17 protein-coding genes, 1 tRNA gene and 1 pseudogene are annotated in these 20,915 nt (G+C 37.6%); 17 read left to right on the top strand and 2 right to left on the bottom strand.

Annotated elements, in window-relative coordinates:
- A complete protein-coding gene (locus PGR74_RS01065) occupies positions 1–996 on the bottom strand; it encodes a dihydroorotate dehydrogenase-like protein (protein ID WP_041503855.1) in 996 nt (331 codons plus the stop codon).
- A 37-nt stretch (positions 997–1,033) separates the two neighbouring features.
- Positions 1,034–1,702, bottom strand: coding sequence for a YggS family pyridoxal phosphate-dependent enzyme (locus PGR74_RS01060; protein WP_041503856.1), 669 nt, complete (start codon positions 1,700–1,702; stop codon positions 1,034–1,036).
- Positions 1,703–1,862: 160 nt separating this feature from the next.
- Here PGR74_RS01060 and truA point away from each other — a divergent pair, with 160 nt between their 5' ends.
- The 17 genes and pseudogenes from truA to PGR74_RS00980 all read left to right on the top strand — a co-directional run bounded on the left by truA (position 1,863) and on the right by PGR74_RS00980 (position 20,915).
- The gene (gene truA, locus PGR74_RS01055; protein WP_041503857.1) at positions 1,863–2,612 is read left to right on the top strand and encodes a tRNA pseudouridine(38-40) synthase TruA; all 750 of its coding nucleotides are present in this window, start codon (positions 1,863–1,865) and stop codon (positions 2,610–2,612) included.
- A gap of 10 nt (positions 2,613–2,622) precedes the next feature.
- Entirely contained in the window at positions 2,623–3,819 is a 1,197-nt protein-coding gene (locus PGR74_RS01050) for an Lnb N-terminal periplasmic domain-containing protein (RefSeq protein WP_110688377.1), read from the top strand.
- A gap of 54 nt (positions 3,820–3,873) precedes the next feature.
- Positions 3,874–3,946, top strand: a tRNA-Phe gene (locus PGR74_RS01045).
- An 83-nt stretch (positions 3,947–4,029) separates the two neighbouring features.
- A complete protein-coding gene (locus PGR74_RS01040; RefSeq protein WP_333492317.1) occupies positions 4,030–4,446 on the top strand; it encodes an ASCH domain-containing protein in 417 nt (138 codons plus the stop codon).
- Between the two features lie 230 nt (positions 4,447–4,676).
- Positions 4,677–5,246: a Crp/Fnr family transcriptional regulator gene (locus PGR74_RS01035; protein ID WP_270516606.1), complete on the top strand. Its 570-nt coding sequence runs from the start codon at positions 4,677–4,679 to the stop codon at positions 5,244–5,246.
- A gap of 86 nt (positions 5,247–5,332) precedes the next feature.
- A complete protein-coding gene (gene bla, locus PGR74_RS01030) occupies positions 5,333–6,226 on the top strand; it encodes a subclass B1 metallo-beta-lactamase (RefSeq protein ID WP_270516605.1) in 894 nt (297 codons plus the stop codon).
- Between the two features lie 177 nt (positions 6,227–6,403).
- Positions 6,404–7,192 (top strand): GNAT family N-acetyltransferase, encoded by a 789-nt coding sequence (locus PGR74_RS01025; protein ID WP_270516604.1) that lies wholly within the window; start codon positions 6,404–6,406, stop codon positions 7,190–7,192.
- A gap of 70 nt (positions 7,193–7,262) precedes the next feature.
- Positions 7,263–7,466 (top strand): annotated as a pseudogene (locus PGR74_RS14105) (DUF3795 domain-containing protein); the annotation flags it as partial.
- Between the two features lie 254 nt (positions 7,467–7,720).
- Positions 7,721–8,260 (top strand): RNA polymerase sigma-70 factor, encoded by a 540-nt coding sequence (locus tag PGR74_RS01020; protein WP_270516603.1) that lies wholly within the window; start codon positions 7,721–7,723, stop codon positions 8,258–8,260.
- 53 nt (positions 8,261–8,313) lie between these two features.
- Positions 8,314–9,000 carry a hypothetical protein gene (locus PGR74_RS01015; protein WP_270516602.1) on the top strand — a complete coding sequence of 229 codons (687 nt, stop codon included), beginning with the start codon at positions 8,314–8,316 and terminating at the stop codon, positions 8,998–9,000.
- A 4-nt stretch (positions 9,001–9,004) separates the two neighbouring features.
- Positions 9,005–9,964, top strand: coding sequence for a FecR family protein (locus PGR74_RS01010; RefSeq protein WP_270516601.1), 960 nt, complete (start codon positions 9,005–9,007; stop codon positions 9,962–9,964).
- Positions 9,961–12,558 carry a carboxypeptidase-like regulatory domain-containing protein gene (locus tag PGR74_RS01005; RefSeq protein ID WP_270516600.1) on the top strand — a complete coding sequence of 866 codons (2,598 nt, stop codon included), beginning with the start codon at positions 9,961–9,963 and terminating at the stop codon, positions 12,556–12,558. Before PGR74_RS01010 ends, PGR74_RS01005 begins: the two co-directional genes overlap by 4 nt.
- Before the next feature lie 507 nt (positions 12,559–13,065).
- Complete coding sequence (locus PGR74_RS01000; protein WP_270516599.1) at positions 13,066–14,496, top strand: hypothetical protein; 1,431 nt, start codon at positions 13,066–13,068, stop codon at positions 14,494–14,496.
- Between the two features lie 279 nt (positions 14,497–14,775).
- Positions 14,776–16,095 carry a hypothetical protein gene (locus PGR74_RS00995; protein ID WP_270516598.1) on the top strand — a complete coding sequence of 440 codons (1,320 nt, stop codon included), beginning with the start codon at positions 14,776–14,778 and terminating at the stop codon, positions 16,093–16,095.
- On the top strand, positions 16,068–16,745 hold the full coding sequence (locus PGR74_RS00990; RefSeq protein ID WP_270516597.1) for a condensin complex protein MksE: 678 nt from the start codon (positions 16,068–16,070) through the stop codon (positions 16,743–16,745). Before PGR74_RS00995 ends, PGR74_RS00990 begins: the two co-directional genes overlap by 28 nt.
- Complete coding sequence (locus tag PGR74_RS00985; RefSeq protein ID WP_270516596.1) at positions 16,720–19,977, top strand: hypothetical protein; 3,258 nt, start codon at positions 16,720–16,722, stop codon at positions 19,975–19,977. The genes PGR74_RS00990 and PGR74_RS00985 overlap by 26 nt, the downstream gene beginning before the upstream one ends.
- Positions 19,974–20,915, top strand: a complete 942-nt coding sequence (locus PGR74_RS00980) for a hypothetical protein (RefSeq protein WP_270516595.1) — start codon at positions 19,974–19,976, stop codon at positions 20,913–20,915. The genes PGR74_RS00985 and PGR74_RS00980 overlap by 4 nt, the downstream gene beginning before the upstream one ends.

The following is a 20,915-nucleotide window of genomic DNA, read 5'->3' as shown; positions in this document are numbered from 1 at the left end:
TCAATACTGCTTGTTGCTAAAGTATTTCATGAATTGAGCCCGCTCGTATAAATCCGGATTCTCAATGGAGGAATAAGATAGCTGTCCCCTGTACTCCTCTACCGAATGGAAACCTTTGGATTCCATCCATTCCGATACGAATTGATTGATCTCCCCGATCACCGGAAGGCCTTTTTCGTAAAGCACGGAACAAAGTTGCACGGTAGTAGCCCCGGCCAGTAACATCTTAACCACAGCTTCTCCGCTATGCACTCCCGTGGAAGCCGAAATCTCCAATTGTTTATCTTTCCCGGCCAAGATTCCGGTCCATCTTAAAGTCGTTCTCAGCTCGTTCGCCGTACTGAATACGGAAGCCGCTCCCATTGTCATCGTGTTTATATTGATATCCGGTTCGTAAAAACGATTGAACATCGTTACGGCATTCGCACCATATGCCTTAAGCTTATCCACGAAAGCCGAAAGATTAGTAAAATAATGACTGATCTTCACCGATACCGGAATCTTTATCTGTTTCTTAATGGATTTCACTATATCGAAATAAATATTTTCGACCTCGGCACTCTCCGTAAACTCATTGACAGGCAAAATAAAGACATTCAATTCCAAGGCATCCGCACCGGCCAACTCTAATTGATGGGCAAAAGTAACCCACTCTCCCCCGCTAAAACAATTGACACTCGCTATTACCGGAATGGTCAAACGACTTTTAGCCGTACGGACCAACTCTACATACTTTTGAATCGTGTTGGAACGAATATAGGCTTTAATATAATCTTCCGCTTCAGGATAGGCATCTCCCATACCGTAACCGGACTTAAATATTCCCACGCTCTCCTCGTTGATTTGCTCCTCAAAAATGGACTTCAAAACAACAGCTCCGACTCCCGCTTTTTCCATCTCTACCATTTTTTCTATATCCGAGGTCAAACCGCAACTACCGGCGACAATAGGGCTTACCAAATCCAACCCCATGTATTTCGTCTTTAAATTTGCCATATGAACAATATTTAATTAATAATGTATGTTACTTCTTTCAATTCCGATACCCGAAAATGGAACTCCCTACTCTGACCATGGTACTACCCTCTTCCACGGCAATCGGATAGTCCCCGGACATTCCCATGGACAACTCTTTAAATGCCGGATCATGGGAGAAATAGTTTTGTTTCAAATCATCGAAAATCGTTTTCAAATGATGAAACTCTTTCCGAATCTGTTTCCTGTCCTCCGTGAAAGTAGCCATTCCCATCACACCCACGATATGTATATTCTTCATCCGGCCATAGTTTTCACTCTCCAACAACTCTTTAGCCTCCGCCTCATCCAAACCGAATTTAGTCTCCTCTTCCGCGATGTGGAACTGCAATAAACAGGGAATCACCCGTCCGTTCTTCTCTCCCTCCTTATTGATCGTATCCAGTAACCTTAAACTCTCCACTCCATGAATCATGGCAACGAAAGGAGCCACGTACTTCACCTTATTGGTCTGCAAATGACCGATCAAATGCCACTCTATATCTTTGGGAAGCGCCTCGTACTTCTCGACTAACTCCTGCACCCGGTTTTCTCCGAATACTCTTTGTCCTACCTTATAAGCCTCTTCGATCGCTTCTACCGGTTTTGTTTTGGAAACCGCAATCAATTTCACCCGCGAAGGTAAATTATTCAATACCTGCTTCAAATGCTCACTAATATCGCTCATCTCATTTCAATTATACATTCCAAACGAACTATGAATTCACAAATATAGCGTAAAAAGATCATAATTTGTTATCGACTATCGACAAAATATAAAAGGCATTCGGATTATTTCAGGGATTTGTACTACTTTTGAAACACAAATCCAAAAACAGGAGCTGAGTATGTGCAGGTATTTTATTGAATTAGCTTACAACGGGAGAGAGTACAACGGCTGGCAAATACAACCGAACGCCCCTTCTGTCCAGGAAGATCTAAACCGGGCCCTCTCTCTCCTTCTCGGACAAGAGGTTAACGTTACTGGAGCCGGAAGAACGGATACCGGAGTACATGCCTCTTTTTTCGTGGCTCACTTCGACAGTCGTACCCCGATCGAAGAGGTATCGGTTCTTACCGATAAATTGAACCGTTTTCTAAATAAAAACATTGCCATCAAACGAATTTATCCGGTAAAAGAGGAGGCTCATGCCCGCTTCTCCGCCCTCTCCCGTACTTACAAATATTATATCGACAAGGCAAAAGATCCATTTACCTATCCGTTCACGTTTCGCATTCGTCCTTTACCGGATATAGACCGCATGAACGAAGCTTGCCGGATACTGTTCGAATACGATGATTTTACCAGTTTTTCGAAACTCCATACGGACGTGAAGACCAATAATTGCCGAATCATGGAAGCTCATTGGAAAGAAGAGAACGGTCAATTGGTATTTACCATAAAAGCCGACCGCTTTCTTCGCAACATGGTACGTGCCATTGTCGGTACTTTATTGCAAGTAGGACAACATAAAATTACACCGGAACAATTTCGCCGGATCATCGAATCCCGGAACAGGGGAAATGCCGGAACATCCGTTCCGGGAAACGCTCTTTTCCTTTGTGGCATCGAGTACCCCGATCTTTTAAAACGCTAAACAAGACTTTATGAAAAATATCCTGACACTCTATCGGACCTTATGGTTGATCCTATGTTTTTCCTTTCCGGCCACAGCTTCAGAAGAGAAAATCACGCTCTCCGAAAAGGCTACCATCAGCATATTGACCTGTGCTCCGGGAAATGAACTCTACTCCCTGTTCGGACATACGGGTATACGGGTAACAGATCCAACCAACCGGATCGACGTCGTGTTCAACTACGGGACATTCGACTTCGATACCCAGGGTTTCTATCTGAAATTCGCCCGGGGATTACTTCCCTATCAACTTTCCATCAGCAACTATTACGGACCTTACGGTTTCCTTAGTGCATACGACAAACAGAAAAGAAGCATCTATTCTCAAACCCTTAACCTCGATTCCATACAGAAACAAGAGTTGATGAATCTTCTGTTAGAAAATTACGAGCCGCAAAACCGCTCTTACCTGTATAATTTCCTGTATGACAATTGCTCTACCCGGGTCCGGGATATCATTGAAAAAAGTTTGGACAACGAGATCACGTGGAAAACACTGGAACAGGACAAAAGTTTCTGGAATCTTTTGGACGAATACCTGCAACGTTCGCCCTGGACCCAATGGGGAATCCATACCATCCTCGGTTCCCCGGCCAATGCCGACGCCACGAACCGGGAGCAGATGTTTTTGCCCGACTACCTGATGTATGCCCTCGACTCGGCATATTATCCCGACGGGACCCGTTTGGCCCAGCCGATAGAAATCCTTTACCAGGCACCGGAACAGGATCATGCGACCCCTTGGTTTCTATCTCCTTTCTTCGTCTTTTTCATCGGCATGGGAGTATTGATTTTCATCTACCAAAAAGCCAAAAGAACTCGCCTCCTCGGAAGCTTGTCCGTACTCTTTTTCGCGGTAACCGGATTAATCGGATGCCTGATCGTTTTTTTAGGCTTTTTCACGAAACATCCTACCACATTCCCGAACTTCAATATCCTATGGGCGAACCCTCTCAACCTGATTGCAGCCTTTTTTATTGCCCGGAAACACACTCCCCCGTTAATTGGCAACTACCTATTGATTTACTTAGGGTTCCTTATCATCGGACTGATCAGCTGGTTCTTTCTGACTCCGGCTGTTTTACCTTCGACACTGTTTATCATTATCTGGATGATCTATTTGACAATCTACACCCGCTATCTTAGACCCAGAATGAAATTTTCTTAAAACACCCTTGCAAATTCAAATAAAACCTCTATATTTGCACCCGCAATGAAAGCTGGTGCCATAGCTCAGTCGGTAGAGCAAAGGACTGAAAATCCTTGTGTCCCCGGTTCGATTCCTGGTGGCACCACGCAAAAAGAGAGTCACGAAAGTGATTCTCTTTTTTATTGTACAAATGTTATTTAAGGGTAACAAAACCATCCGTTCTATTTAATCAAACCTAAAATTCATATTATAGAAATAAAACCTAAAATTCAATTCGGAGATCAAACGGATAAATTAGCTCAAAAAGTATTATTCGAAATAAAGACCGCAACTTCATCCCTATATTATCACTATTGTCTAAATCTGAAAAAGATATCAAAAGTAAATGACTACGCCTCCGTACTGGATTCACTCGGAAACGAAATATGTATTATAAGAATAGAAAAAATTAAAATCATACAATTTCAAAATATAACAGAAACATTTGCCATAGAAGAAGAAGAAGACGGTAATTTAGAAAACTGGTTAAAAATACATACAAAATATTATTCCGGATTATTAGGAAAAATTGGAAAGAAACTCACTCATGAAACGGAACTAATACGTGAATGGTTTAAAGTTATAAGTCCAAATGATATTAAGTGATATTCCCGCATCAACCTTCAGCAAAAGAGCTTCGAATAATGGATAACATAGAACAGAAACAAGCCAAAATAATGAAGCAATATATCCGAGAAACGGTTTCCCTGAATATGTTATAAACTTCAGTAAATAGGCTGATACCGAATATTGAAGCCTATTATTGAGATATAGACTTGTACATCTCCTATAATTAATATAATATTGTATGATTTCCTAATATAATATAACGTGATATGATAAATTTCAATGAATACATGAATGAGATCGATTTTTCAGGGTTCAAAAAGTTTTTTTTAGAAAAAGGAAAATCTATTGAATTTAAAAAGAAAGATTATTTTGTTAGACAAAATGAGCCGTGTAAGTTTGTGGGATTTGTTGAAAGTGGTATTTTTAGATATACTCGTATCAATAATAATGGTAACGAACATGTTGTCGGTTATAGTTTTACGGAGGATTTTGTATGTGATTACCCATCGCTGATTAAACGTACAGGATCATTAACCCATATTCAAGCTGTAACAGCCTGTTCTGTATATATACTATCTATGAAAGAGTTGAATGATTTCTGGGAAACAAATATGGTTACACAACGCTTCGGGAGATTAGTCGCAGAAGAGATTTTTATAGAGCTATATGGACGACTACTTGATTTCTACTGCGACACGGTGGAACAACGTTACATTACATTATTACAACGCTGTCCAAATTTACCTCAATATATAACGCTAAAAGAAATAGCTTCCTTTCTTGGTGTTACTCCTGAAACCATTAGTCATATACGTAGAAAATTGCGGCAAAACTGAAACTCTTGAATTGATTCAAGGCTTTTTTTATCACTATAAGCTACTTTTGCTATTATTTTGTGATTCATATACAAACTTTGAATGATATGCTATTAAAAAAAATATTAAAGCAGGTAGGATTATTCCTGATGTTTGGAATGCTAACAGGCTGTACGACCCTAAAGAAATTCCAAACAGATGCAATTTATCATTATGCTAATGGATTTGTTACCGATAAGGATAATAAAATAATAGCCCATTACGCGAATGGCTTTGTAACAAGATACTCGGACATAACTAACCAAAAGTATATTCAGATAAATAGTGATTTGGAATTAGTCAAACTTACACGAAACTGTTTCTTGTACACGGCTTGGGCTGATATGGGACGTGGGGGGCGTGTCGGTTCTAATGGGTTGATCGTGGTTCGTAACGGGAAAGCACTTTTGATAGACTCTCCCACTCTTGAATCGCAAACGGTAGAATTAGCGTGGTGGTTTGATAAAAATTTAGACGTAAAATTCGAATCATTTATTCCCGGACATTGGCATAGCGACTGTGTAGGCGGATTAGCCTGGCTGAATCGAAATGGGATAAAGACGTACGCGAATCATCTGACCAATGAAATATTAGCATCCAAAGGATTTGAACAATCAATCGTGAGTTTCTCGGATTCGTTATCTTTTAAAGTAGGCAACATAAAGGTAGAGGCGTATTATTTGGGAGGAGGGCACTCTACCGATAATATTGTGGTATGGATTCCATCTGAAAAGATTTTGTTTGCCGGATGTATACTTAAAGATATAACATCTCAGAACATCGGTAATACTTCGGATGCGGCTCCTTTTGATGAATGGTTACAAACGATAAGCAGGGTTGAACAACGGTTTCCCGATGTGAAATATGTAATTCCCGGACACGGCAAATATGGAGGTAAAGAGTTATTCAAGCATTCCAAAGCGATTATAAAGAATGAATTCCAGCACGAAAGAAGCCTGTAAACAATATCTTTGAAAATGTTTTATTTGAAATTTTGAAAGGATAAAAAATGATTACCGTAAATCCAACCAGAACAGACATATTAATTGATGCCTTGACCGCTTTGTGGCAGGCATCCGTACGTGCTACACACCATTTTCTGACAGAAGAGGATATTAAAAAACTTACGTCAGGTAAAGATGGGGTTAAATGGAATTGAAAATCTCATCATAGTCTCTGACGGCCAGAATCAGGTTGCATTTATGGGCATTCAAGGCAGCAAAATAGAAATGCTTTTTGTCTCACCGGACTGCTTCGGCAAGGGAATCGGCAGGGAGTTGATCGAGTTTGCCATTGCCAAATATAAAGTACGGTACGTTGATGTAAACGAACAAAATCCGCAAGCCACCGGGTTTTACAGCCATATCGGATTTAAAGTGTTTGAACGCACCGAGTTGGATGAACAAGGAAATCCGTTTCCGATACTTAGAATGAAGCTGTGTCCATTTTCCATTCGTCAAGCCACGCACGACGATATTGAAGAAATAAAGGAATTATTTAAAAGTACCGTATTGACCATTAACGGACGTGATTACTCCCAAGAGGAGGTGGAAGATTGGGCATCCTGCGGAGAAGATATTTCCAAAATAAGCGAGATGATAGAGTCTCACTATTTTATTGTAGCTATCAATCGATCATCACAAATTGTAGGCTTCTCATCCGTTACATCGCAAGGTTATTTACACTCGATGTTTGTTCACAAAGACTTTCAAGGCAAAGGAATAGCTACTTTGTTATTAAATGATATAGAACAATTTGTCAAAGAGAATGGAATCACAAAAATAACATCAGAAGTAAGTTTGACCGCACGTCCATTCTTCGAGAAACAAGGCTATATTGTAACGACAGAGCAAAAGCGACAAGCAAATAAACTCTGTTTGACCAACTTCTGGATGGCAAAAGAGATGAGAATAATAAAAACCATATGATGGTCGGGTTCCTGCTTGTGGAGTATTTTGCGGTGGCTGCCCAACCTACACACGCGAGAAAAAGCCTTGTAAGGGGGCAGAATTGAATAGAGTGCGATGTGATAAATGTAGCACATTTCATCTCTGTTGCATAGAGAAAGAGATAACACATTGTTATCAATGTAGTCTATTCCCTTGTGCTGAATTTAAGGTAACCCACAGGGACGGGTGCAATGGGTTATTTCTATGTAGATTTCTGATTATAGATTCTACGATTTTAGAATTTAGAAATTGAGAATTTTCGGGTCATGAATTTTCATTTATTAACACATCTTCACCCGAAAACAAAAGAAACGATCAAACCTTTATTATTTCACGTTTATTCAGAAACAATCAAATAAATCTGCTTATATTACTCCTTACATTACAATATTAGTTGTTTCGCAAATAAAAAATAGAGCTATCAGTAAGTGATCTGAAAAAATAAAGAAGAATTTTACAAATCAGACCGGGTGTGTTTCCTTACTTAGTTGTATTATATTACAAAAGATGGAAAAAGCAAAAGTTGAAGCGTTGCGTGATGGCAACCACAAGGCTTTCGAGGACATATTCATCGATTATTTTAAAAGAGTGAAACTCTTTATCGGTGGAATTATCAAATCGGAAGCAGATGCGGAAGAATTGGCCCAGGATGTGTTTGTCAAGCTATGGACGAACCGTGAAACTTTAAATGTCGAGAAACCTCTCGGCGCATACCTTTATACTATCGCGAAAAATACGGCCTTCAATTTTCTTAAACATAAATTAGTCAAACAGACATACGCAGATAATTTTCCGGCGAGAAGCAAAGTCTCCACTCCGGAAGATGAACTTTTTGCACGGGAAATAAGTCTGCTTATTGAAATGACAATAAACGAAATGCCTATACAACGACGCAGGATTTACATCCTGAGCAGGGAGAAAGGGATGTCGAATAGCGATATTGCAGCAAAATTAGGAATAACCAAAAAGACGGTAGAGAATCAACTCAGTCTGGCATTACAAGAACTCCGTAAAATAATTTCTTTATTTCTCTTATTTTTTCTCTAAACAGGTCGGGAGTATTGCCTCTGTAAATTGTAATACAGACAAAACAGTGCAATATGAAACGAAAAATACTTTTTATAATAGCGTGTGTGTTGATGACAATTCAGGCAATGGCACAAAATGAAAAAAAGAAAGAGATTCTCTCGATAGAGAAAAAAACGACGATGAACAAGCCTATTTCATTAATTAAAAGCAGTCATAAATTATTCCCGACTGATCACAAAGGCCTCAAAACAATTTTCTACAATAGAGCTACCGGAAAAGAGGATATTCGACTTTTCCCGGTAAACTATAGACATGCAGGTTTATACTCGTTCAACAAGCGACTGTTTGTTTTTTTGGCGGGAGAGCAAAAGCAATATTTAAATCTCGCAAGTTATAATCTGGCCTATATGGCTTTAGGATGGCGACTCAACAATAAATTAAGCCTGACGGGCGGGGTGCTCGCGATAAAACAATTTACAAACGCCTCCCTTTATGGAGCCGACCGTTCGGGCATAAGATTTAATCTCGATTATTCCATAACCGACCGATTGGAATGCAGAATCCGGGGACAATATTTTATCGGTTCTGCTTTAAATACTCCCGTGGATTTTCTTTTTCCACGAAGCGGAATAGAAACTTCGATAATATTGAACCTCGGCGGCGGTTCACAAATCGGGATCGGATCCCAATACCTATATGATAACAAAAAAGAGAAATGGAGCTATCAATCAGGAGGAAACGTCTCCGTAAAATTTTAAAATCATGAAGAATTATATTTATGAACTCATAACGAAATTTTTCAACAAACGGCATGATCCCGATATCGAGACGAAGATTCAGCGGTGGTTGATCGAAGGTGAACATACACGGCCAAAAAACAGAGTGTTGTCCCATATCTGGGAACAAATCGACGGCAAGGCGAATGCCGCGGTTTATCAATCGCTGAAAGAGGTAAATACAAAAATCGGGATGAGAAGTTCCCGAGGTCGGTCGTTAAGACACCTCACCCGGCGTGTCGCGGCCGTACTTGTTCCTCTATTTGTTTTAACAGGCATATTGATCTATCAATCATCGCAAATAAAAACGATTGAGGTCATAACTCTTGCCGGGGAACAAAAAGAGATCAAACTGCCCGACGGTTCGACCGTATGGTTGAATGCATGCGGTAAAATCAGTTATCCTGAAAAATTCAACGATACACTTCGTCGTGTAACGTTAACCGGAGAAGCCTATTTCTCCGTGGTACGAAGTGAATACAAACGTTTCGAGGTTTCCACTAAAGACATTAGTGTCGAAGTTTTGGGAACACAATTCAACGTAAAAGCCTATCCCGAAGACACATCCATAACGACAACCCTGATAAGCGGAAAGGTAGCGGTATCGTTACCCGAGGAAAAATACATGTTACGACCGAATCAAAAATTGGTTTATAACACTGTCGATAAAAATACCTCCATACAAGAGGTTTCAAATAATCCCGCTTATTGGCGGGACGGTTCACTACTATTTAACGAACTTACCCTGCGTGAGATTTTAACAGAATTAGAACGTCGGTTCGACGTGAAGTTCACCCTTTCACAAACGATATTATCCGGGGACAGGTATTCGATAAAATTCAACAACAAAGAAGGATTAAACCAAATTTTGAGTGTGTTACAGGAAGTAACAGGAAATTTCACCTACACGACTAACGGTAAAACAATAACGATAATCATAAAATGAAGAATTTGAAGAACTATTTAAGCTTAATGGCACTACTATTTATTTCGGTCACGATAATGGCACAAGAGGAGAAAGTAACGATTAAAGGAGATAACATAACCTTTAAAAAAGCCTTCGAACAGATTGAAACACAAAGTAGATATACCGTCGCATACAACTCTACAACATTCGATGCGAAACGTAAAATCACGATAAATATAAAAAACGAACCACTAAGAAAGGTATTGAACATATTGCTGAAAGGAAGCGGATTCACGTACAAAATAAACGAATACCACGTTATAATCATTCCCCAAATCAAAGAAAAAAAAGAAACGACGAACGGGAAACCGACACAAACGGTACGCGGGATTGTCAAGGATGCCAATTCCGGAGAACCTCTTCTACACGTAACCGTTATAATAAGCAACACGAATCAAGGCACGACAACCGATTCCACCGGATGTTTCAGTATAAAAAATGTTCCGATAGGAAGGTACGATTTAAAAGCTTCATTTTTAGGATACGAGACATTTGTGATCAGGGAACAGTTACTTACCTCGGCAAAAGAGAGCTTCAACGAGATCACTTTGCAAGAAAAGGTTTTAAAATTAGAGGAAGTGGTTGTCAGTCCGACTATCAATAAAGAACAACCGCTTAACCCGATGGCTCTTGCCGGGGCAAGAATGTTCAGCGTAGAAGAAACCAACCGTTTCGCCGGAGGTTTTGACGACCCGGCCCGATTAGTCTCTTCCTTCGCTGGTATAGCGGGGAATTTAGCAACTAATAGTATCTCCATTCACGGTAATTCTCCTCAATTTCTGCAATGGCGTTTAGAGGGAGTCGAGATTCCCAATCCCACTCATTTTGCAGACATGACCGGACTAGGCGGTGGTATTTTTACCGCGTTAAGCAGTCAGGTGATGGGAAATTCCGATTTTTTTAACGGGGCCTTTCCGGCTGAATACAGTAATGCCTTATCCGGAGTATTTGATATGTCAATCCGTAACGGCAACAATCAAAAATATGAACACACGGTTCAATTAGGGCTATTAGGACTCGACTTAGCCTCGGAAGGCCCGATAAACCGTCAAAAAAGAAGCTCCTATATTGTCAATTATCGTTACTCCGCAACAGGATTAATTAGTGGTTTTATCGGTGATTTAAACCTGAAATACCAAGATTTATCTTTTAAACTCAATTTCCCGACTCGTAAATCAGGTACATTTTCGATCTGGGGACTCGGGTTATTGGACAATAATCATGTTAAAGCTTCTTTAGAAAAAGACAAATGGAAAAGTGTTTCGGACAGACAAAATATAGAAACCAATTTGGCAAAATTAGTAGGAGGAATCAATCACCGAATTTCTCTCGGGAAAGGTACCTATTTAAAAAATTCATTGGCAATCACTTATTCTAAAATCAAGCAACACGTTACGATTTTCGACAATAGTGTCAACACACCCGCTACCCCTATTGTCGATATACAGAATGGAGATTGGAACCTGGTATTTAGCTCTTACATAAACAAGAAATTCGGAAATCGTCATACAAACCGGACAGGGATTACGGTTTCCGGACTTTTTTACGATTTAGATTTCAAGCTTAGCGACTCTTTAGTTCCGGTTTCTCCCATACGGCAAATTGTAAAAGGCAACGGTTCAAGCGCGATGATTTCAGCGTACAGTAACTCCGTCTTTAACCTTTCCGACAAGTTAACGGCAAACGTGGGATTTACGGTTCAACTATTTACGCTTAATCAAAACTGGTCCGTAGAACCCAGAATCGGATTCAAATACAAAGTGGCTCCCGAACATGTATTATCGGCCGCATACGGTTTACATAGTCGTCGAGAAAAATTAGATTACTACTACGTGAAAATCGACGATAAATCAGTGAATACGGATTTGGATCTTGCCAAAGCTCACCATTTTGTGTTATCCTATGATTGGCAAATATCAAGCAACATTCACCTGAAAATCGAACCTTATTATCAATTTTTGTTCCACGTTCCAGTAGAAAACGGCACATCGTTTTCCATTATCAATTACGACGATTACTATTTAGACAAAGCATTGGTTAATAAAGGGAAAGGTAAAAACTACGGGATAGATATCACCTTGGAACGCTATTTGGATAAAGGATACTATTGGTTAGTATCCGGTTCTGTTTTCGACTCCAAATACACGGGTGGCGATGGAAAATGGCGCAACACGAGATTCAATCGGGGATACATTTTCAACGGTTTGATCGGTAAAGAATGGATGATCGGTAAGTTCAAACAAAACATATTTAGCGGCAACATCCGCTTCAGCTACCAGGGAGGAGACCGTTTTACCCCTATCGATATAAACGCTTCGGAAAACAAACATGATATTGTCTTCGATGAAACAAAAGCTTTCAGCAAACAATTCCCTTCAGCTTTAACCTCGGACATTACAATCAGCTACAAAATAAACAAGCGCAAAACCTCCCACGAGTTTTCATTAAAAATCCTCAATATCAGCGGCAACACCGGCCAACACGGGTATATCTACAACGAAAAATTACAAGCTGTCGAAAAATTATCCGTAAAAGCAATCGTACCGAATTTCAGCTACAAAATTTCCTTCTAACCAAAACATGACAACAAATAAATTTACCCCGTCTTGCAAAATAGTAAACAAAATATGACAACAAGAACCACAAATAACAAATTTACAGTGTCCACACTTATCTATCTGAAAATCGACATAGGCTAATGAAATAAGCAAATAAGAATTCAAAAAAATGAGTTTTTTTGCCAATGAAAAGAAACGATTATTGATATGCAAACAGATGAAAATGTAAAAATGCAAACAAACACAAATTTAAAAACGTTTTCAGATGCTTCAATACAACAACAAATTAGTACGTCTGTAAATCAATGAATACACCAACAAACAAGTGAAAGTGGTTATCTTCTTTGTTTTCTATACTTTCATCAGCTACGGATGTCAGTCCAATGGATGAGCAACAACCACTGAAACCCAAGAAAAAGAAGAAACAAGAACCAAGACTTTCATAAATAATTCTAGTTATGCAAAAAGATTGCGGACATATCTATATGTATCTTTGCTAAAAATATTTAGTCTTGAATTATTATGAAAGATAACAAGGATAACATAAAAGACTTTGCTAATGAACTAGAAATAATAAACGATTTGGATGTGCTAATATCAAAATCTGTTTCCGTATTTGAAGGGGATAAATTTCTGTCGGAGGGAATTTTACTTAAAGAGGGAAATAAATTGTCTTTGAAATTGCCTATTCGCATTGAAAAAGATTGTCTTGAGAACGTTATAATAGAAACTGAATTAGGACAACGTATTTTTACCACTTTATATGTGGATATGCGAGATATGAAGGTTGGAAAAGATGGTATTTTTTCTAATACTTTATGTTCGATTCGATATTTGAGAGAAGATACATTCTCTCCTGATTTTACCTCGCAGTTCCGATGTTTCATACCAACAAGTCTTTCAAAATTGAATACTTATCGTTTCCAGTTAGAAACGATAAGGTATAGTGATTCTGAGAAAATATATAGTGCTCAGTGTGTTCGTATAAATTTTAAAGACCTTCAATTTAATGTACTACAAATTAAGCAGAAAAATGAAGGGTACTATGTTATCGAGGCTTTTCAGGATATGTCCTTTGATGATTTTGCCAATTATTGTTATGCGATTCAACAAGCATTAGGATTTGTAATGGGATATATGCCGGGTGGTGAAATCTTCTATTTCTCAGGCAATAAAGATTATTATTACACGAATCACGTTAGACTGGCAATGACATCATTGTATTATCCGATACATACAAATCCATACAACTTCATACAATTTCGAAAAACCCCTGCTGAGAATTATTTAGACAAATTGAACGTTATGTCAGCAAAATGTTTTTCAAATCTGGTGTCATTGATTTATTCTAATGAGCGTTTTTCGTCTGTTGTAACAATGATGATTGAGAGTGAGAGCATCCGTTCTTTGCTGTTAATACCTAGCATCTACGCAATTATATTGGAATCACTTTCAAAAATAGTATGTACTCCTATAGTGGAAGAAAAAAAGCCAATTAAAAACAAGAAATTATTCCAAAAAATCTTGAAAGAGCTGGAAAGCATAATTGATTCGTACTCTACAGAATTTGAATCCGATGATGATGTTCTGAAACTTAGAAGGCGATTATCCGAGCTAAATAAGCCTATAAAGAATATGAAGCAATTAAGTAATATAGAAAAACTGATTCAGCCATTTGAACAATTGGGTATTGAGCTAACACCGGAGGATATTGCTATGATTGAGCATCGAAATGATTTATTACATGGAAATACACACTTGGCTAATAGCACTAGAACTGAAACATGTGACATTAATAACTACATGATGTATGCGTCGGGCAAACTATACACTCTCATAAGTTCATTAATTCTAAAATATGTCGGATATAGCGGATATATAATTAATCATGCAAAAACATGTGAAAAATATTGCAACATTAATACTAAGGAAGATTACTACAAATATATTTAAAGTTCTACAAGTATTTCCCATGCCTTTCCGGTTATTTCGCACTCATCGCTTCCCAGCCGTTTGTGAAGATGAAATTCAGCGAGAATATCCAGAGCATAAGAATAACTTCCGTCAATCTAAAGGTACCCTTTGCATATTAAAAATTAGACAATACATGTAAATGCCCCGTTTATGCTTTTAACCGCTTGATGAAATCTGCCGGTTTTGTATAAATCATCACTAATTTAGCGTAAATATTAATAAAAGTTGTAACTTTGGTGACATAAGAGCAAATAGTTTATGTCATCAATCTTCGACCATATAGCAATAGAGAATACCTATGAGCTGTTCTTCCCCAAGAAAGAGCAAGGGTTGGCTATTATATGGTTGTATGAGAGAGTGCAAAACGGATATTTTGACAAAGGAGTATTTAAGGAAAAAGATATCCGAAATGCATTTGACGAAGCAAGTACAATAAACAAGGAAAAAAGAGAACGGCAACAGTGGGAATATTACAATTCTCAAATCATGGCTTTGCAGGAATTTTTCCTGTTGTACGATGAAGAAAACCAGACTTACACGTTTAAAGAATATGCCTCTTACCTATGCGACAAAGTATTTAAGATGCTTTCCGACAGATTTAATCCTACTGTAATTGAAATTACTTGCACAGACTTGTATACAAACCTAAAAGATATCACTGAAGAAAAAGACCTGACTATTTGGCTAGAAGCACATTTTGACAAAGCCAAATCGCATCTCAAAGAGCAGATTGATTATTTAAATCAACAAATTGACAAGTCGGTTGCAGAACTAAGCGAAAAAGCCAAACTGAACAATAATGATTCTTTGGTTGTCGCTCTACGAGATATTGAGAATAAACTGGATGAAATACGCAAGCAAAATGGGGAATTACGTGGTGCATTTCGTGAAATAGACCGTATAAAATCAATCTTAATGGCACATCCAGCAAGAGAAAATGCCGAAATTGATGACAAAGTATCCGATGTAATCAATTACTTTGAGAGCGTCAGGACTCTGCTTAACATGGTTGATTCCCGGATTGATAAAATACAACCTAAAATACAACAATTCTTTGGTTCGTTGAACCGCCATTTATTTGACACAAAAGTTGAAAAATTTCTAACCTATTTACTAGATAAAAGTCAGGTTGTTCTTGGAGAATTAATACTTCCTGTTGCGAGCGAAAGTTTTGTTACCCGTTTTTCACCTTCGAATTTTACAATAGTTGAACGACGAGATGAACTCTTTACCGGAAAGCGGAACCAATCCCCTTTATATATCAATGACCCGATAAAGGAAGCTGCTGCACATCAACAAAGTAACATGATTCTGGTTAGGCAAAGCCATATTAACCAATGGTTGGAAAGGATAAAACGAGAATCCCGGCATACCAAAGAATATCATCTGTCTGATATTTTTTTCAAAATACTGGAATTTCATAATGAAGATTTGCAACTGGCTGTCAGCATTATATATCAGGCAATCGACTATTATGATAAGCATGACAGATGGCAGGTTGAGATTAACCCGGAAAAAATGATTCAGGAAGAAAAATATAAATACGCGATATGGGATATTTGGATGAAACAGAAATAAAAAATCCATACGATTTTTTGGATTGTAAGCAAGGTAAAGAACTTTTTGCATTGCTTGATTTTGCATTAAAAGACGGAGTGCATATTCAGGAGTACGGGAAACAGAAAGAGCTGTGCTCATACTTACGACGGTTTTATCCGACATTGGCACAATATTATCGTGAGTTTTGGGGACTTGAACTCGAACAAGGAGGCAATGATTCCGAAACATATTTTTATCTCAAATTTTGTCCTGATTTGAAGAATGGAATTCCGACAAACCACAAACATCTCATGTCAAAAGAAAATATCATTGTCGGCTTACTTCTATACAAGGTTTACTATAATGATTGCAATATTGAGCTTAACTCGTTGAGTAAGTTTCAACGAATAATAAAACTCGATTACCCCGATTTGAAGCCTGGCATAATAAAAACTTTGGCCAAAGCAAAGAAAGAAAAGGCAACACAATTTAATGACGAAAAAATAGATGCTTGTATCAAAAATGCCTTTGATGAATTCAGCAAAATAAAATGGATTGAAATGGATGGCGATAGTTTTGAGATATTACCTTCATTTCGCAGGCTAACACGTGAGTTTGCCCCCTATATTAACAATATCGACGAAATATTAAAAGAAAGTCAGGATGAAAAATTACCCGCGAATTCATAGTTTATCCACTATAGGACTCATTCATCATCAGGAGAACGATTATGAGTTTCATCCGACACGAACTGACTTCATGGGAGATAGTGCTTCGGGCAAAAGCATTATTGCCGATTTACTCCAATTGATATTTGTTGGCTCGACAGCTTTCAAATCGGCAACAGCCACGTTGAAAGAAAGACGCGACCCGGATGGATTGGTTTTAACGACTTCGGGAAAAGGAACAAATATAGCTTATGCATTTCTGAACATTGAAACCGCCAGTGAACAATTTGTTGTTATTGGAGTCTATTTTGAAAGTACAAGCAAACATACAAAGCCATTTATCATACAATCGAGTACGGAAATTGAAAACGAGAAATTGGTTTCGATGCACGTTCCTTTGAAAGCATCTGACTTTAAAAATGGGGATACGATTTTGGATTTAGATGAATTAATAGAAGCAATGGAGGAAAAACAACTGGTATTCAAAAAATGGGAACGAATTAGTGCATACCATCGTATTTTATACAACAATAATATCCTTCCTTTGGATTTGTCCGCTAATGATAAGTCGTTGAGTGATTACGCAAAAATTATTCAGTCTTTTTCTCGCGGAAAAAACTTAAACACAAAAGAAAGCAACAGCCTTCTAGATTTTTTATTCGGGCAGGAAAAAAGAAAAGAATTACACAATAAATATGTTCAGATAGTCAAAGATCTTGAAAGTACTATCCTTTCTTATGGGCAGAATTTGGATGCCATTAATCTATTGACAAGAAAATATCAGCGGATATGTTCTTTAAAATCATTGTTAGAAACTAAAAACAACAAGGAACAAGAATATCTTACCTCAGAATTGTTATTCCATCGTGAAGAGTATAAACGTTTATCAGATAAAATATCAACAAATTCAGAAAAAATACTGATAGCCTCTTACTGCTTAAAACAGTTGATAAATGCCGCAACGAAGGATATTATTCAAATGCAAAAAACAAAAAGTAGTATTGATGAAGATGTACAAAGAAGGTCTGATATTCATTTTTCTACTAAGCAGCGATATACTACATTGAATGATGCTCGAAAATTGATTGATGATTTAAGAATTGATGAGAAAACTCTTGAAATAGTTTATCAGGACTACCAAAGATTGAAAGAGCGGAATACTATTCTTCAAGAATTCATATCAAAACTATCAAATAAAAATATACAATCATTCTTCGAGCAATCTGAATGGATGAAAGGATTAAAGATTGGTAATGAGTATTTTGCAAAGCGAATCGATGAGATAAAGTCAAGTTTGGAAAATCTTGAACTTTTGTCGGAATACACCGATATCAATAATCCCGATTCATTGGTACGATGGGCTATTTCACTCAATCGTCCGTTGACGAAAATAGAGGAAAGTTTGATGTTACATTTTCAAACATTAAAACGTAATCAACCGGAAAATCCGATTAAACGAGAACGCTATTTACCTTTACCTTCCGCATTATTTGACAAGCCTAAAGTTGAAGAAAAAAAGAACGGATTCTGGATTGACTTAAATGGAGTTTGGGAATACGTTGAATATGTTTCCGAACAGCGATTTAACACGATTGACCAAGATGTAATAAATAAGTACTTCGAATTACAATCGCAAAATATTGAACAACAGAAAAAGCAACTGCTAGATGAACGGAAGCAACTTAATTGCCTAAATGATATTTTTTTAGAACTAAACAATGCTGCCAATGCTATTGAGGTATATCAGAGAAAAAAAGAATTGACAAATTACAAAGAAGTGAAGTTGCTGGATATAAGCGTGGAAAAATTTCAATCTTACTTGGATTGTTTGAAACGGAAAGATGCCATTGAAAGGGAATACAAACAAGCCCAACAAAAATATAAAGAGGCTATTGATGCACAAAATGAAAGTAAGTCAGTTCTCGAAAAGTTACCTGCAAAAGTCAAGAAAGCCGAAGAATTATTAAGCAGTATCGAAAACGATGCTACGTTACTGTCAGATATTGCTCAACTGTTTGCAATCAATCAGTCATATAGTTACGATTTGAATTTTTATTATGACAGTGATGATAAAGTCGATTCTTTCGCAACGGAATTTGACATTCAGAAAGAGTATATTGATTTAATTGAATCTCTTAGGAATGATAAATCAACGTTTGATACACTTACGATTGAGTTGCGGAATAAAGAGAAAACTTACAAATCTCTTTATCAAAAATTGCCAGCCGATAAAGAAAATATGAACTCAATAACCCAGGCACAAGTTCAGCAGGAAAAGGAAACGTATATTAGAGCTAAGAGTAATTATGATGCTCAATTTGAGGGAATAGTTAATGATTTTATTGCAAGTGAATCGTACCGGTTCGAAGGGGAAAGCAAAGATTTTACAGACTTAGTTGCTCATTTACTTCCTAATATTTTTGGACACGAAAAGGTAATCGAAGAAGAAGTTATTAGTAAAATAGAAACGCACTTAAAACAAATTAATGATAAAAATAGAGATTTAAATTCTAAAAAAATACGGAAAATAGAAGACTTGCTGGATGATGTATATTCGGCTATCAGCACACAAGAGGATATTATACGTAAAATAAATCGTTTCTTTGGTGGAGGAGAAAAGCGAATCAGCGGAAATTACAAACTAAACTTGGTCAAGAATTCAGTCAAAGAATTTCCTATTGATTGGTTATCTGCCTTTAAAAGAAAAGCAGGAGAACAACTTAATTTATTTGAAATCTCAATTGCCGATAAATTATCCTCAGTCGTATCAATCGACGAAAAAATTCTGGAAGCATTCAAAGAATTGGCAGACAATCGAAATAATGATATAACCATCGACGACTTGTTAGACCCCAATTCTTACATGGAACTGAGTCTTGAAATGCAAGATTCAAGCGGAAAATCAAATAAAGGAAGCACCGGACAAACTTATGCTGCCATTGCATCGCTGTGTATTGCAAGATTATCCATCGTCGGCAGTAAAGATTATAACAAGGATACTGGTATCCGTTTTATGCCCATTGATGAAGCCGAAGGGTTGGGAAGTAACTTTGACTTGTTATACGAAATTGCTCAAGAATACGATTATCAAATTGTAACATTTGCAATTAATCCACTAGGACGCTATGATGAGCAGTTTATCTATATTCTTCACAGGAACCCGGATGTTGATGTAAACATTAATTATACACCAATGGCGATTCGTAGTAGAACAGACATTAATGACAACCTAAAAGAAGTAATTGAGGTATGAAAAGCGATTTAACATGGCGGATTTTGAAAGCCATGAATACATTATATATACAAAAGAAAATTCCTGCCGGAAATAAATCCGACAGTCAAATAAAACATCTTCTCAGCCGGAAACTTATCGGATACCAACATGGTAACAGTAACTATTTTGTAGCTCTTGACGGGTATAAGGATTATTATGAGAAGAACTTTCTACATGATTTCCAGCAATACGAAGACTTCCTTCTTTCAATTGACCCGGAAGCAGACGGACGAAAAACATGTACGGTAAGAGATATACAAACTTTAATGCTTATTGCAGATCAACGGGAAGAGGCGAGAAAATCATTAACTACTCGCCGTACGTTTTCCGGTGAAGTATTCAAATATGGAGGGTCTAAATATTTGGAAAATCGTCCGGGATTGGACAAAATGGTTCTCAAAATACTGAATATTGAAAACTTTCCATCGGAAGACCCTAAAGTCCTTCAATGGAGATTTGTAATTGATTGCCTAAATCCCGAATTGGTTGTGTTTTGTGAGAATCTTGATTTTCTAAAAACTCCAAATGTTGCTCGCCAACACAACATAGAACTCTGGTATGTTGGAGGAAATAACACTTCGAATATTCATCATATCAGCCCTCAGAAACTCAGTAAACCATTATATTATTCCTGCGATTGGGACTATGACGGTCTGAAAATTTATTGTCGGATAAAAGACATTCTAAAATCGAAAGGGAAAGAGGTCATTTTACTTTATCCTTCCAATTTTCAAAACAGGTTGCCAGTTGATTCCCCACATCATAACAGCAAATGGAATCATTCAATTACTTTTTCAGGGTTAGACCCAAGTTATTTCACGGCAAAGGAAATAGACTTGATTAACCAACTGATAAAAAAGAATCAGTGGATTGAAGAGGAGTCAAACAATTTGTTGGAAATGCTGTCTGTTAAATAG

Source organism: Sanguibacteroides sp. AM78-02pH3A (genome assembly GCF_027666085.1).
Taxonomy (GTDB): Bacteria; Bacteroidota; Bacteroidia; order Bacteroidales; family Marinifilaceae; genus Gabonibacter; species Gabonibacter massiliensis.
This window is presented reverse-complemented; position numbering and strand designations above follow the sequence as displayed.

Bases quoted from the DNA above. Each gene is read 5' to 3' on its own strand.
- PGR74_RS01065 (WP_041503855.1), bottom strand. From the start codon at position 996: ATGGCAAATTTAAAGACGAAATACATGGGGTTGGATTTGGTAAGCCCT.
- PGR74_RS01060 (WP_041503856.1), bottom strand. From the start codon at position 1,702: ATGAGCGATATTAGTGAGCATTTGAAGCAGGTATTGAATAATTTACCT.
- truA (WP_041503857.1), top strand. From the start codon at position 1,863: ATGTGCAGGTATTTTATTGAATTAGCTTACAACGGGAGAGAGTACAAC.
- PGR74_RS01050 (WP_110688377.1), top strand. From the start codon at position 2,623: ATGAAAAATATCCTGACACTCTATCGGACCTTATGGTTGATCCTATGT.
- PGR74_RS01035 (WP_270516606.1), top strand. From the start codon at position 4,677: ATGATAAATTTCAATGAATACATGAATGAGATCGATTTTTCAGGGTTC.
- bla (WP_270516605.1), top strand. From the start codon at position 5,333: ATGCTATTAAAAAAAATATTAAAGCAGGTAGGATTATTCCTGATGTTT.
- PGR74_RS01025 (WP_270516604.1), top strand. From the start codon at position 6,404: ATGGGGTTAAATGGAATTGAAAATCTCATCATAGTCTCTGACGGCCAG.
- PGR74_RS01020 (WP_270516603.1), top strand. From the start codon at position 7,721: ATGGAAAAAGCAAAAGTTGAAGCGTTGCGTGATGGCAACCACAAGGCT.
- PGR74_RS01015 (WP_270516602.1), top strand. From the start codon at position 8,314: ATGAAACGAAAAATACTTTTTATAATAGCGTGTGTGTTGATGACAATT.
- PGR74_RS01010 (WP_270516601.1), top strand. From the start codon at position 9,005: ATGAAGAATTATATTTATGAACTCATAACGAAATTTTTCAACAAACGG.
- PGR74_RS01005 (WP_270516600.1), top strand. From the start codon at position 9,961: ATGAAGAATTTGAAGAACTATTTAAGCTTAATGGCACTACTATTTATT.
- PGR74_RS01000 (WP_270516599.1), top strand. From the start codon at position 13,066: ATGAAAGATAACAAGGATAACATAAAAGACTTTGCTAATGAACTAGAA.
- PGR74_RS00995 (WP_270516598.1), top strand. From the start codon at position 14,776: ATGTCATCAATCTTCGACCATATAGCAATAGAGAATACCTATGAGCTG.
- PGR74_RS00990 (WP_270516597.1), top strand. From the start codon at position 16,068: ATGGGATATTTGGATGAAACAGAAATAAAAAATCCATACGATTTTTTG.
- PGR74_RS00985 (WP_270516596.1), top strand. From the start codon at position 16,720: ATGAAAAATTACCCGCGAATTCATAGTTTATCCACTATAGGACTCATT.
- PGR74_RS00980 (WP_270516595.1), top strand. From the start codon at position 19,974: ATGAAAAGCGATTTAACATGGCGGATTTTGAAAGCCATGAATACATTA.